The organism is Amycolatopsis heterodermiae, from assembly GCF_034929455.1.
Taxonomy (GTDB): Bacteria; Actinomycetota; Actinomycetes; order Mycobacteriales; family Pseudonocardiaceae; genus Amycolatopsis; species Amycolatopsis heterodermiae.
Genome location: NZ_JAYFSI010000001.1, coordinates 1612912 through 1626893, shown reverse-complemented (window position 1 = coordinate 1626893; position 13982 = coordinate 1612912). Strand labels below are relative to the sequence as shown.

Annotated in this window: 11 protein-coding genes; 5 read left to right on the top strand and 6 right to left on the bottom strand. The window is 69.5% G+C overall.

Annotated elements, in window-relative coordinates:
• Nucleotides 1-37: 37 nt before the first annotated feature.
• The 5 genes from mshD (at nt 38) to pstB (ending at nt 5122) form a co-directional block, all read left to right on the top strand.
• On the top strand, nt 38-943 hold the full coding sequence (gene mshD / locus VA596_RS07960) for a mycothiol synthase (protein WP_323324666.1): 906 nt from the start codon (nt 38-40) through the stop codon (nt 941-943).
• A gap of 226 nt (nt 944-1169) precedes the next feature.
• A complete protein-coding gene (gene pstS / locus VA596_RS07955) occupies nt 1170-2300 on the top strand; it encodes a phosphate ABC transporter substrate-binding protein PstS (RefSeq protein WP_323324665.1) in 1131 nt (376 codons plus the stop codon).
• Nucleotides 2301-2497: 197 nt separating this feature from the next.
• On the top strand, nt 2498-3418 hold the full coding sequence (gene pstC, locus VA596_RS07950; protein WP_323325709.1) for a phosphate ABC transporter permease subunit PstC: 921 nt from the start codon (nt 2498-2500) through the stop codon (nt 3416-3418).
• A 2-nt stretch (nt 3419-3420) separates the two neighbouring features.
• Nucleotides 3421-4335, top strand: a complete 915-nt coding sequence (gene pstA / locus VA596_RS07945) for a phosphate ABC transporter permease PstA (protein WP_323324664.1) — start codon at nt 3421-3423, stop codon at nt 4333-4335.
• Between the two features lie 10 nt (nt 4336-4345).
• Nucleotides 4346-5122, top strand: a complete 777-nt coding sequence (gene pstB / locus VA596_RS07940; RefSeq protein ID WP_323324663.1) for a phosphate ABC transporter ATP-binding protein PstB — start codon at nt 4346-4348, stop codon at nt 5120-5122.
• Between the two features lie 173 nt (nt 5123-5295).
• On the opposite strand, the gene phoU is transcribed toward pstB, so the two are convergent.
• The 6 genes from phoU to VA596_RS07910 all read right to left on the bottom strand — a co-directional run bounded on the left by phoU (nt 5296) and on the right by VA596_RS07910 (nt 13975).
• Complete coding sequence (phoU, locus tag VA596_RS07935) at nt 5296-5961, bottom strand: phosphate signaling complex protein PhoU (protein ID WP_323324662.1); 666 nt, start codon at nt 5959-5961, stop codon at nt 5296-5298.
• Between the two features lie 84 nt (nt 5962-6045).
• A complete protein-coding gene (locus VA596_RS07930) occupies nt 6046-8178 on the bottom strand; it encodes an LCP family protein (protein ID WP_323324661.1) in 2133 nt (710 codons plus the stop codon).
• A 302-nt stretch (nt 8179-8480) separates the two neighbouring features.
• Nucleotides 8481-9185, bottom strand: a complete 705-nt coding sequence (locus tag VA596_RS07925; RefSeq protein WP_323324660.1) for a GGDEF domain-containing protein — start codon at nt 9183-9185, stop codon at nt 8481-8483.
• Nucleotides 9186-9305: 120 nt separating this feature from the next.
• On the bottom strand, nt 9306-9869 hold the full coding sequence (idi, locus tag VA596_RS07920; RefSeq protein ID WP_323324659.1) for an isopentenyl-diphosphate Delta-isomerase: 564 nt from the start codon (nt 9867-9869) through the stop codon (nt 9306-9308).
• An 81-nt stretch (nt 9870-9950) separates the two neighbouring features.
• Nucleotides 9951-10784: an alpha/beta fold hydrolase gene (locus VA596_RS07915; RefSeq protein WP_323324658.1), complete on the bottom strand. Its 834-nt coding sequence runs from the start codon at nt 10782-10784 to the stop codon at nt 9951-9953.
• Nucleotides 10781-13975: an NACHT domain-containing protein gene (locus VA596_RS07910; RefSeq protein ID WP_323324657.1), complete on the bottom strand. Its 3195-nt coding sequence runs from the start codon at nt 13973-13975 to the stop codon at nt 10781-10783. Before VA596_RS07910 ends, VA596_RS07915 begins: the two co-directional genes overlap by 4 nt.
• Nucleotides 13976-13982 lie beyond the last annotated feature (7 nt).

The window sequence follows — 13982 nt, the reverse complement described above, 5'->3', positions numbered from 1 at the left end:
ACCTTCGCGTTGCTCCGGTCCCGGGTACGGTCACGGGGTGAGTGGAGACGGGGAGTGGCGCCAGGAACTGGACGGGCAGCAGCTCGCGGACGTGCGGCAGCTGCTGCTGGCCGTGCGCGACGCGGACGGGCGGCCCGAGGTCGAGCCCGAGGGCGCGCTGCCGGGTGAGTTCGACGGCGGTGAGCACCTCGTCGCCTGCGTCGACGGCGACGTCGTCGGGTACGCCCACCTCGACACCACCGGCGACTCCTTCGGCCACCAGGTCGCGGAGCTGTTCGTGCACCCCGCCCACCGCAGCCGCGGGTGCGGCGCGAAGCTGCTTCAGGCGCTCGACGAGCGCGCCGCGGTCGGCTTCCGGGTCTGGGCGCACGGCGACCACCCCGCGGCCCGTCAGCTCGCGCTGAGGGCCGGGCTGGAGCGCAAGCGCGAACTGCTGATCCTGCACACCACCGTCGAGGGCGCGGACTGGCCGGAGCCGACGCTGCGCGACGGCGTCACGCTGCGCGCGTTCGTGCCGGGCCAGGACGAGGACGCCGTCGTGCGGGTCAACGCGCGGGCCTTCGACTGGCACCCCGAGCAGGGCGCGCTGACCGCCGAGGACGTCCGCGCCGACGAGGGGCGGCCGTGGTTCGATCCGGCCGGCTTCTTCCTCGCCGAGGAAAACGGCGAGGTGATCGGCTTCCACTGGACGAAGGTGCACGAGGCCACCCCGGGCCGGTTCGACGGCGAGCGCGTCGGCGAGGTGTACGTCGTCGGCGTCGATCCCGCGGCGCAGGGCGGGGGTCTCGGCCGGGCGTTGACGCTGGCCGGGCTGCGGTACCTCGCGAGCCAGGGGTTGCGTCAGATCATCCTGTACGTGGAGGGTGACAACGCTCCGGCGCTGGCCGTTTACACGAAGCTCGGGTTCGCCCGTCACGAGACCGACGTGCAGTACGGTCGGTGACCACGTTGGACGCCGTGCAAGCACTCCGTCACTGTGGGCAAACCCGCAGGTCACGGCCAGGACACGGCACCCTTTCAGAGTAGTAGCACTGCTCACACCGGCGCCCTTGTTCACTTTGCGTTCATTTGTTCACGGCCGACCGTCCACCAGGGCTGCCTAATGTCCGGATCCGGCGCGGCACCACGCCGCGGGTGTTCCGGTCAAGCTCCTGATGGAGGAAACAGCAGTGAAGATCATGCGGCCCCTGAGCGCGGTGGGCATCGTGGCGAGCGCCGCCCTCGTGCTCGCCGCCTGTGGTTCCGACCCCGCGGCGTCGAACAGCAGCGGCTCGTCCTCGGCGGCCGCTCCGGCCGCCACCGGTACGGCCGACGTGGAGTGCGGTGGCAAGAGCCCGCTGTCCGCGGAAGGATCGTCCGCGCAGAAGAACGCGATCGACATCTTCACGCAGCAGTACAGCAAGAAGTGCTCGGGCCAGCAGGTCAACTACAACCCCAGCGGTTCGGGCGCCGGCGTCAAGCAGTTCAACGCCAACCAGATCGACTTCGGCGGCTCGGACTCGCCGATCACCGGTGCGGACCTCGACGCGGCCAAGAAGCGCTGCGCGAGTGACGCCTGGAACATCCCGATGGTCGTCGGCCCGGTGGCCGTCGCCTACAAGCTCTCGGGTGTCGACAAGCTGACGCTGACCCCGTCGGTCATCGCCAAGATCTTCAGCGGTGGCATCACGAAGTGGAACGACCCGGCCATCAAGGCGGTCAAGGGCAACGAGAGCGCGAACCTGCCGGACAAGGCCATCCAGGTCGTCTCCCGCTCCGACGAGTCGGGCACCACCGACAACTTCCAGAAGTACCTGGGTGCGGCGGCGAAGGCCGACTGGACCAAGGGTGCCGGCAAGAAGTTCAACGGTGGCGTCGGCAACGGTGCGCAGGGCTCCAACGGTGTCGCGACCGCGGTGAAGGCCGCCGACGGCGCCATCACCTACGTCGAGGGCGCGTTCGCCAAGGACGGCCTGACCCCGGCCCTGATCGACAGCGGTTCCGGCGGTGTCGAGCTGAACTCGGAGAACGTGGCGAAGTCCCTCGAGGCGGCCAAGTTCCTCAAGGACGGCACGAACGACCTCGCGCTCGACCTCAACGGCATCTACGCCAGCAACACCCCGGGTGCCTACCCGCTGCTGCTGACGACCTACGAGATCGTCTGCTCGAAGTACGCGAACGCGGACGTCGCGAAGGCCGTCAAGGCGTACCTGACGGTGGCCGCCACCGACGGCCAGCAGCCGCTGTCCGCCAAGGGCTACGTGCCGATCCCGCAGTCGCTGCAGACCAAGGTCCTGGCCGCGGTCAAGGCGATTTCCTGACCGGCATTGCGACTGACAACCGAGTGATAGAGGCTGGTCAGAAGTAGCTGATGAGCGAGTCATCCTCGACGCGAACGCCCACCGGCGACCCCGGTGGGCGTTCGTCGTCCGCCACCACGCCCCCGGAGGATCCGATTTCGGAGCAACCCACCTCGACGGCGGCGCCCGAGCCGCCCGCGAGCGAGAAGCCGAAGAAGGTGCGGCCCGGTGACCGCATCTTCCAGAACCTGACCACCGGGGCCGGGATCTTCGTCGTCGCCCTGATCGGCCTGATCGGGCTCTTCCTGCTCATCCAGGCGATCCCGGCGCTGCGGGCCGACAAGGCCAACTTCCTCTTCAACCACGGCTGGTCGACCAACGACCCCACGAACATGTCGTTCGGCATCCTCGACCTCCTCGAGGTCACGGTGGCGACGTCGCTCGTGGCGCTGATCATCGCGATGCCGGTCTCGCTGGGCATCGCGCTGTTCCTGACGCAGTACGCGCCGAAGCGGCTCGCGCGGCCGTTCGCCTACGTCATCGACCTGCTCGCCGCGGTGCCGTCGATCATCTTCGGCCTCTGGGGCATCCTGGTCTTCGCCCCGGCGATCGAGCCGTTCTCGCAGTGGATCAACGACACGTTCTCGTGGTTCCCACTGCTGGCGCCGGGCAACGTCGCGCCGAGCGTGCGCGGCACGATCTTCACCGCCGGCATCGTGCTGGCCGTGATGATCCTGCCGATCATCACGTCGCTCTCGCGCGAGGTGTTCGAGCGGACGCCGACCCCGCACATCGAGGGCGCGCTCGCCCTCGGCGCCACGCGCTGGGAGGTCATCCGCACCACGGTGCTCCCGTTCGGCAAGGCCGGCTACGTCGGCGCGTCGATGCTCGGCCTCGGCCGGGCGCTCGGTGAGACGATCGCGCTGGCCGTCATCCTGCTCATCCCGCAGGGCCGCAACTTCGACTGGAGCCTCTTCGACGGCGGTTCCACGTTCGCCTCCAAGATCGCGGCCAACTACAGCGAGTTCAACAACGAGGTCTCCGCCGGCGCGTACATCGCGGCCGGCCTCGTGCTGTTCGTGCTCACGTTCCTCGTCAACTTCGCGGCCCGGTCCGTCATCGGCAAGAAGGGAGACTGAGCATGACCACCACGCTCGACGCCCCTGCCACGACCCCCGCGTTCCAGCAGGTCAGCCTGGCTCGCAAGGTCAAGAACGGCCTCGCGACGACGCTGGTCTGGCTGTCGTTCCTGATCGCCGTCGTCCCCCTGGTGTGGGTGCTGTACACGGTCGTCGCGAACGGCATCAAGCGCATCCCGTACTCCAACTGGTGGACGCAGGACCTGGGCAACTACCTGTCCGACGAGGTCGGCGGCGGTGTGCTGCACGCGATCATCGGCAGCCTGCTGCAGGGCCTGGTCTGCGCGATCATCGCGGTGCCGATCGGCATGCTCGTCGCGATCTACCTCGTCGAGTACGGCCGCGGCCGGCTCGCGAAGGTGACGACGTTCATGGTCGACATCCTCTCCGGCGTCCCCTCGATCGTCGCCGCGCTGTTCATCTACGCGCTCTGGATCACCACGTTCGGCCTGCCGCGCAGCGGTTTCGCCGTGTCGCTGGCCCTGGTGCTGCTGATGATCCCGGTGGTCGTCCGCTCGTCGGAGGAGATGCTGCGGATCGTCCCGGACGACCTGCGCGAGGCGTCCTACGCGCTGGGTGTGCCGAAGTGGAAGACGATCGTGAAGATCGTCCTGCCGACGGCGCTGTCCGGCATCATCGGCGGCATCATGATGGCGCTCGCCCGGGTCATGGGCGAGACCGCGCCGTTGCTGGTCCTGGTCGGCTACTCCGCCTACACGAACTGGGACATCTTCCACAACGAGCAGGCGGCGCTGCCGCTGCTGATGAACAACGAGCGCGTCACCAACTCCATGGACCCGGGCTCGGTCGGCTTCGACCGGATCTGGGGCGCGGCGCTGACGCTGGTGCTCATCATCGCGATCATCAACCTCCTCGCCACCGTGTTCGCGCGCCTTGTCGCCCCGAAGAAGAAGTGAGCTGTAAGCCATGGCAAAGCGAATCGACGTCAAGGACGTCGACATCTACTACGGCAAGTTCCACGCCGTCGACGGTGTCACCCTGTCCGTGCCCCCGCGCAACGTCACCGCGTTCATCGGCCCCTCGGGCTGTGGCAAGTCGACGGTGCTGCGCACGCTGAACCGCATGCACGAGGTCATCCCCGGCGCCCGCGTCGAGGGCGACGTCCTGCTGGACGGCGAGAACATCTACGCCTCGGCCGTCGACCCGGTCCAGGTGCGCCGCACGATCGGCATGGTGTTCCAGCGCCCCAACCCGTTCCCGACGATGTCCATCAAGGACAACGTCGTCGCGGGCCTGAAGCTGGGCGGCACCAAGGGAAAGAAGACGCTCGACGAAATCGCCGAGCGCGCCCTGCGCGGCGCGAACCTGTGGAACGAGGTCAAGGACCGCCTGAACAAGCCGGGCGGCGGCCTCTCCGGCGGTCAGCAGCAGCGTCTCTGCATCGCCCGCGCCATCGCGGTGCAGCCGGACGTCCTGCTGATGGACGAGCCGTGCTCGGCGCTGGACCCGATCTCGACCCTGGCGATCGAGGACCTGATCGGTGAGCTGAAGAAGGAATACACGATCGTCATCGTCACGCACAACATGCAGCAGGCGGCCCGGGTTTCCGACCAGACGGCGTTCTTCAACCTCGCCGGCGTGGGGCAGCCGGGCCGGTTGGTGGAGCTCAACGACACGGAGAAGATCTTCTCCAACCCGGACGAAAAGGCCACGGAAGATTACATTTCCGGCCGCTTCGGCTGAGTAGTCGTTGTTGCGGAAGGCCTTTCTCGCCCGTGCTCGGGGCCGGCGAGAAAGGCCTTCTTTTTTGTTGTCCACATAGTGTTGCATTGTCCGAAGTGGATTGAGTCAAAGCCATTGGCCCGCAAAGAAAAAGCCCCCGGCACCAGCCGGGGGCTTCCTCGTCGAACGAGGACTCAGATGTCGTCGTCGGAGCCGTAGCCCGGCATCTTGCCGGTGACCACGAAGATCATGCGCTTCGCGACCGACACCGCGTGGTCGGCGTAGCGCTCGTAGAAGCGGCCCAGGAGGGTCACGTCGACCGCCGCGGCGACGCCGTGGGGCCATTCGCGGTCCATCAGGACCGTGAAGAGGTGGCGGTGGATGTCGTCCACCTGGTCGTCGTCGGACTCGAGCGTCTTCGCCGCTTCGACGTCCTTCGTCTTGATGACCACTTCGGTCTGCCGGGCCAGCTTCACCGCGACCTGGCCCATCTCGGCGAAGTACGGCTTCACGGCCTCGGGCAGCACGGGTTCGGGGTGCCGCCGCCGCGCGGCCTTCGCCACGTGCAGAGCCAGGTCGCCCATCCGCTCCAGGCTTTCCGCGGCGTGGATCGCCGCCAGCACGGTGCGCAGATCGGTCGCCACCGGAGCCTGGAGGGCGAGCAGGGCGTACGCCTGCTCCTCGCACAGGGCGCGGGCGTCGTCGACCTTCGCGTCGTCGCTGATCACCTGCTCGGCGAGACTGAGATCGACCTCCAGAAGGGCCTGTGTGGCACGCTCCATGGCGTCGGCGACCTGAAGCGACATGGCCGCCAGGTTGTCGGCGAGCTGTTCGAGTTCGACATGGTAAGCCTCACGCATGGCCCAACCCTACGGGCAACCATGACCGAACACCGCATCGCTGGGTGAACCGCACGTGAACCCGGACTAACAATCCCTCGCGGCTCAGCCGGTGGTGCCGGTCTTCTTGCTGCTCGAGGTCTTGGACGTGGTCTTCGACGACGACGATTTCGACGACGACGACGAGGAAGACGACGACTTCGAGGTGCTGGTGGGTGCCGGCTGCTCGGTCTGCGGGACCGGGGCGTTCGGGTCGGGCAGCGTGGTGTTGTTGCGCAGCGCGTCGAAGAGCGCCTTCGTCTTGCTGCGGACGAGGACCTCGTTGCCGCGGCTGTTCGCGATGCCGACCGTCGGCACCGTGAGGAACGTGATCTTCGACTGGTCGAGGCCCTTCATCGACTGCGCCAGCGTCATCATCTGCTTGACACCGAGGTTGTCGCCGAAGGTGGCCTTCGCGAACGCCGTGATGAAGTCGCTGAGCTTGCCCGGGTCGAGGACGACGTCGGACGACATGACCTTCTTCAGCAGCGCGCCGATGAACTCCTGCTGCCGCTTGATCCGGCCGTAGTCGGACGTCGGGTCACCCTTGACGTGCCGCGCGCGGACGAAGTTCAGCGCCTGGTCACCGGAGATCGAGACGTCGCCGGTCTCCAGCAGCACCTTGCCGAGCACGGAGTCGTCGATCGGGATCTCGTTGTGGACGGTGACGCCGTGGACCGCGTCGACCATCTCCTTGAAGCCGTTGAAGTCGATGCCGACGAAGTGGTTGATCCGCAGCCCGGTGAGCTGCTGGATCACCTTGGTCACGCACGAGGGCCCGCCGACCGCGTACGCGGTGTTGAGCTTCGCGATCTTCTGGCCGGGGACCTTCTCGTCGGTGTTCTTGTTCTGCGCCGGGTCCCAGCGCTGGCAGTCGGGCCGGTCGATCTCGAGGTCGCGCGGGAACGACGTGACGACGACGCGCTTACGGTCGGCCGGGATGTGCGCCACCATCACGGTGTCCGAGCGCGCGCCCGGCGTGCTGTCCGCGGTGCCGACGCCCTCTTCTGCCGCGGCGCCGTCACGGGTGTCGGACCCGACCATGAGGAAGTTCTCGTCGTTGGCCTGCGCCGCGGCGTCCTGGATGTCGGACGAGTTCTCGTCGAGGGCCGAGATCTGCGTGAACTTCGCGTCGAAGTAGGTCTGGGCGCCCCACGCACCGCCGACGCCGAGGAAGACGAGCGCGGCGACGACGGCGGCGGCGATCCGCCCGAACCGGCCCGCCCGCTCGTGCTTGTGCTGCTTCTTCTCCTGCAGCCGCGTCTGCGCGGCCAGCTCGGCGGCGTCCGTCTCGGGCTCGACCGGGGTGACCACGCGCTGGAGGGCCGTGCGCGTGCTTTCGATCAGGGAGGCCGGCGAGAGGCGCTCACGGCGTTCGCGCCGCTTCGCCTCTTCGGCGTTCCCCTCGTCGTGCGCGGCCGAGAACCGGGCGAGGGTGTGGTCGATCTTGCGGCGGTACTGCGTCGCCTCGTCGATCGCTTCCATCTCGTCGGTCATGGTCAGCGGGTCGAGCTCGGAGCGCGGCGGGACCGCGCTCGCCGGACGTGCCGGGGCGTCGGCCTGGGGACGGCGGGTGTCGCCGGCGGGCCGGGCGCGTCCCGGCGCCGAGGATTCGGACGCGGCGGCGCGCTGGGCGGCCGGGCCGTCGGCCTGCGGGCGGCTGGCGGGCCGGGTGCGTCCCGGTGCCGACGATTCCGACGCGGCCGCGCGCTTCGCGGCCGGGCTGTCAGCGGTAGTTGGTGGCCGCTTCACCGCCGGTGCGTCGGGGGCCGGGGGGCGCTGGGGGGCCGGCGCGTCCGCCCGCGGCGGCACGGCGCCGTCCGGAGCGGCCGCGGGGCGGCGGGGCCGCCGGGGCGGCTGCGGCGCGGCCGACGTCTGCTGCTGGCCCGGGTTCGCGGCCGGCGGGCGGCGCTGGAGCGGGGCCTCGGGCTGCGGGGCGGCGGCGGTCGTGCGGCGGGGCTGACGCGGCCGCGGGGGACGCGGTTGACGAGTGGCGTCCGTGGGTACTGGGTTGTCGGAGGGCGGCTGCGCCGGCCGCGGCGCGCGGCGGGGCGGCTGCGCGGCCAGGGGCGGTTCGGCCGTGCGCCCGCGGTGTCCCGGCTGGTCAACGCGGTCCGGCTGGTCGCGCGGCGGGACGGGGCGGACACCGGTGGTCTTCGCGACGACGTCCGAAACGCTGATCCCGCCGTGGTCCTCCATGGACCTGCGTCTGCCGCTTCGGGGTCGCGCGGGACCATCCACGCGGCGACCGGTTCCCGGGCTGTCGTGCTCGTCCGGCACTCGGTCTCCTTTCGCGCGATCGGGGGCGGGCCGTCGACTCGGCCGTCTTCCCCCGCGAGAGGTGATCGTTCTCCCGGAGGTTTTCGTTATCGTACGGATACCCCCCGTTCGTGACGACACCCTCCCGGAATTTTCTTCACCTTGAGTCGACGAACGGCCGCCTGGCGTCGACTAACGGGTGAACGCGGTTGTGCGCAATCGGGGGTAATGCAGAGTTTACGTTACTCTGAGTGGGTTATTAACCGAGTCGTTTGCGCGTCGTGATAGGCGACTTTGTTCCGCCCGGCCCGTTTCGCGGCGTAGAGCAGGGTGTCGGCGCAGCGCAGCTGCCGCTCGGGGGTCGCGTCCGCGTCCGGCTCGGCCGCGGAATCGTGCGCGAGCCCGGCGCTGATGGTCACGCAGAGTCCTGGCTGGAGTTCTGACCAGGGGTGACGGGCGACGCGCAGCCGGGCGGCGTCGACGATGCGGACGGCGTCCCCGACGTCGACGCCGGGCAGCCACAGGACGAACTCCTCGCCGCCGTACCGGGCGCAGAAGCCGTCTTCGGGCAGCTCCTCCTGCAGGAGGTCCGCCACCCGGCGGAGAACGCGGTCGCCGACGAGGTGACCGTACGTGTCGTTGACGCGCTTGAAGCGGTCGAGATCGATCAACGCGATCGCCAGCGGGGGCCGCGGCCGGGCGGTCTGGTGGCCGGTGAGCGGTCCGTACAGGCGCTCGTCGAGGTAGCGGCGGTTGTAGCTGGACGTCAGCGCGTCACGCAGGCTGCCGTCGCGGGCGATGTCCAGTGCGGAGCGCAGGTGCTGGTAGGCGCGGCGCCAGTCGCCCTGGGTCGCGAACAGGCTCGCGACGGTCTCGTGGAGGCGGAGCAGGTCCGGCGGCTGCGGGCCGCGTGCCCGGCGCAGCGCGGCTTCGTCCTCGGCGACCATGCCCACCTCCACCACGCATTGGTTGTCGTCGTAGAGGTGGCCGCGCTTGAGGTGTGGGTACGGACGAAAGTGAATTTCGCTCAAACGGGAGGTCTTCGGTGACTCAGCGGAGTCGGGTGTTCAGAGGCTGGAGAACGGCTCGATGCCCTTGAGCTGGGCGTACTGGTCCTTGGCCCAGTAACTCACATTAGCCGTTTTGTCGTTCAGCAACTCCGTGTAGTCACCCCAGGGGATCCAGCGCCAGCCGCCGACCTCGGCCGGGTTCGGTGCGGGCTCGGTGTCGGTCCAGGCGGCGAACACCGGGCAGAACTCGTTCTCGACGATCCCCTCGAACGGCGGCGTCCGGTACCGGTACTTCGGCAGCACGCAGTGCAGCCCGGACAGCGTCGGCAGCCCGAGCTCGTAGGCGGCCCGGCGGCGGACGGCGTCCTCGAGGGACTCGCCGGGCGCCGGGTGCCCGCAGACGCTGTTGGTCCAGACCCCCGGCCAGACCTTCTTCTCGTGCGCGCGCTGGGTGATCAGCAGGGCCTGGTCGCTGCGGCGCAGGACGTAGCAGGAGAACGCCAGGTGCAGGCGGGTGTGCTCGTGGTGGCTGGCCAGCTTGGGCCCGGTCTCGCCGGTGGGCACACCGTCCTCGGTGACGAAGACGACGCGCTCGGTCTCGGTTTCGGTCGCGGTATCCACCGGCCCAGTAGACACGACGGCCACGGGCGTCCCGTACCGCAAGGCGGGTGGCCGCGCGGCTCACGGCAGGGTGATCGGCCGCTACCGCGCGTTGAGGTGCTCGACGAGCAGCGTCGTCACGGCCTCCGGCGCCTCCTCGGGCGCCCAGTGCGTGACGTCTTCGAGCATCTCGAAGCGGTAGGGCCCGGTGACCCAGTTGCCGGTGTCGAGTGCGGCGGTCGAGCCGAACGAGACGTCCTCGGTGCTCCAGACGTAGAGCGTCGGCAGGTCGATCTTGCCGATCTTCCCACCGGGCCGTCCCGCGCGGTACCAGTTGAGGGCGGCGGTGAGCGCGCCCGGCTCGGACAGCCGCTGGATGTACTCGTCGACCTTGCTCGGTGAGACCCGCCGCTCGAACATCTCCCGCAGCGCGCGGCCGTCATTCTCCAGCATCCGCCGCTCGGTGACGCGCGTCTGCCGCCACTCCGTCATGTACTGCGTCCGGAGGTACTGGTCCTCGTCGCTCTTCATGGCCGCGGAGAGCGCGGCCGGATGCGGCGTCGACACGACGGCGAGGCTGCGCAGCCGTTCGGGATGCGCGTCGGCGGTCCACCAGGCAACGGCGCCACCCCAGTCGTGCCCCACGAGGTCGAACTGCTGCCACCCGAGCTGGTCGGCAATGGCGATGACATCCCCGACGAGATGATCGATCCGGTAGTCGGCGGCCGGCTCGGGCCGCACCCCGGGCGAGTACCCCCGCTGATCCGGCGCGACGGCCCGGAAACCGAGCACCCCGAGCGTGGCCACCTGGTGCTCCCACTCGACGGCGGCTTCGGGAAAACCGTGCAACAGCATGACCGGCCGCCCGTCCTCGGGCCCGGCGGCAATCCCGTCGAAGGAACCGGCTTCGGTGGTGACGCTGATGTGGTCGATCACAACCCTGAATCTACTGGCCGCCGGGGAACACCAGGCCAACGGCGTGGGACGGTCGCCGGTTCGACCGTGCTCCCCGGTCCCAACAGGTCGGCACCGATCGGTCGGATCTGCTTGCCCACCACGATCTGGAGGTCGGCGCGTTCAGCGAGCGGGCGCAGATCCAGCTCACCCGTTCCGTCCACCGTCAGTACCTTGAGTCCATCGAGGGCGGCGAGCGGTGTCAGATCGGGTACGGACTTCACCTCGCGCAACCGCAGCTCCTCCAGGTGCTGCAGTCCGGAGAGCAACGACAGGTCGGACGGTCTGATGTCCATCAGCTCGAGGAGCCGGAGTTCGGTCAGGGTGGCGATCGGTGCCGGATCGACTTGCGGACAGGTGATCAGCCGCAGATACCGCAGCTCAGGAAACCGGTGGAGCAGAGCCAGGTCCCTGAGGTCCGGGCAGCCCTGGAAACTCAGGGACACCGGCGCGGTGAGGAACCCCAGCGGTATTAGGTCCGTGAGGTCGAAGACGTTGCTGAGCGCCAAGGACCGCAGCCCGCTCAACGGCGCGAGTTCGGCAAGCCGGGACGGATCGTCGATCCGGCTCAGCTGCAGGTGCTCCAGCTGGGGCAGGCTGGCCAGCGCCGCCCAGCCTCGGGAGGGCAGCTTGGCTTCGATCGATGTCAACCCGCGCACGTCGGTGAGTGGGGCGAGGTCGACTGCTTCCGGCTGGGGCCGGCCGATCAGTGCCAGTCCGGTCAACGAGCTGCCCGCCAAAGCCGGAAGGTCGTAGCCGGCCGGGTCGGCGATTTCGAGCATTTCGAGCTTGGGCAGGTCGTGGACGAAATCCAGGCGCCCGTAGCCGTCTTCGAACCGGCACCGCAGCCAGGTGAGGTGACGCAGGTGCTTCAGGCTCGCGAGCATCGTCGGTTCGTGCACGCTGAGAGACCCGCCCCGCAGTGGGGACCCGGCGAGCACACGCTCCGCGTATTCCGTGTAGTCGAACCTGGGCCAGGCCTCGATCAGTTCCTCGGCGACAGCCAGCTCTTCGCGGCCGCTGTACCGGGCGAGCAGGGCGATGGCTCCCGGGCCGCCGATCAACGCGGCCGTGCGCAGCAGGAGAGGCACCTCGCCCGGCTCCGGGTCGCAGTCGGCGAGGAGGTCCAGCACGAACTCTCCGGCACCGGCCAGCTCTTCCACCTGCTGGTGGTTCGACGGCGGGATCAGCGTGCTCGCCCGGTCCTCGATCTCGTTGCGCAGCCGCTCGTTCAGCTCCGGTGACGTCTCCAGGCAAGCCAACGCCACGAGGTCGAGCTTCAGGCGTTGCGCCTCGTCCGCGTCCCAGGTGAGCACGCCGTCCAGCAGGCGTTCGCGTTGCCGGGGATGGGCATGCCCGGCCGCCAGCACCACTACCTCGCGCCACTCGTCCAGGTGGGCGTTGGCGATGAGGATCCCGATGTCGTCCTCTTCGACGGCCGCCTGGGCCGCCAGGTACTCCTGGAACGTCCGGTGCACGAAGTCGATCCGGCCCGGTACCGGCTCGCGGAGGACGCCGCCGCGGTCGAGGAGGTGGCGGAACACCGTCTTCGGCGTGACGTCGATCTGGCCCATCGAACGTAGCTTCGCCGTGATCCGGGCCTGGGCGTCCGCCACCGACGTGTCCGTGTGGCCGTTGCGCACCAGCCAATAGGCTATGTGCCGCACCAGAACCAGCTTCTCGGTCAGCGAAAGCCGGACGGGCGACTCGATCCGCCGCTCGACGTCGCGGCTGTCGAGCAGCATGCGCAGCGCGACTTCGTACAGCTCCATCCGGTTGTCCGGCAGCCGTCCGTTGCCCTCGTGGTGCAACGCACAGAGCAGCGCGCACAGCAACGGGTTCTCGGCGAGCCGCCGCAACGCGCCGCGCGCGCCGATGGCGGCGACCAAGGCGTCGCGCCGGTCGTCGAGGGGCTCGCCGGGCATCGCCGCGTGCCAGCGCGTGACGAACGTCCGGACGTCGCGGGGTGTCATCGGCTGGAGCCGGACCTCGGTGAAACCCTCGCCCCTCAGCCAATCCGGGGCCACCGCGGCCGGGCGCGTGGTGACGACGTACCGCGCTCGCGGGAACGCGACGACGAGTTCGCGCAGCCACTCCCGCACCTCGCGGCGGCGGTCGTCCGGCAGCTCGTCGAGGCCGTCGACGAGCAGCACGGCTTGGCCGCGCCGCAGGCGGTTCTGCACCCACCCGCGCGGCATCTCGTCGGCGATGTGGCGGCCGACCTCGTCGAGGAACTGCTCCGGAGCCGGCAACGGTGACCGGCTAAACCGCCGCAGCCGCACCAGGAACGGCTCGAGGTCGGCCCAGCCGTCGACGTCCCGCAGCTGCCGGCTCGCGCACTGGACGGCCAGCCACTGAAGCAGCGTCGTCTTCCCCGAACCCGCCTCGCCGCGCAGCAGGATCCGCGACGAGTGCGGCAGCACGTGCTCGATCCGGTCGCCCGCCGCACCGCCGTGCTCGGTGGCGACGCTGAGGCTCAGGTAGGCGACCGACAACGGGTACAGCCGGGTCGCGTCGGCCAAGCCGGCGCCGAACAGCGCCATCCGGTCCAGCGCCGTCACGACCTGACGTCGGAAGTCGGCGGCGAAGTCGTCCGGGTGCCGGCGTTCGGGCAGCGCGGCCAGCACGCTCCGGACCGTCTCGAGGATCTCAGTCTCCCGCTGGAGGATCTCGACGAGCGCGCCGGGCTGGAAGCGGGGCAGGGTGCTCGTGACCTGCACCAGGTACGCGCAGCATTCCCGCAGGACCCGCTGGTACAGCTCGACGGCGTCGGCCGAAAGCAGGAACTCGCGCGGTACACCGGGGACGGTCCGGAGCAAGGAGCGGTACAGGAACGCGGCGTCGAGGTCGGAGGCGAACAGGTCGTCCTCGGTCAGCGCGGCGCGGTCGAACGTCTCGCGCGCCGCGTCCACCGCCGCCGCCCGCTCGTGGTCCGGCAACGCGCGGAACTCGACGTCGAGGAACGGCAGCAGGCGGTCGGCCACCCGGGACTCGAGATTGGTGAACAGCAGCCGCAGCTTGCGGCGGTCGTTGAGCCCGGTGACCTGCTTCTCGAGCAGGTCGAAGACCTTGGCGGTGGCGTCGGCGGCGATGACCCGGTCGCCCAGCCACACCTTCGCGGCCGCCTTCACGACGGCCGTGGTCAACGCGATCGCCGACGCTTCGAGGCTCACCGGATCG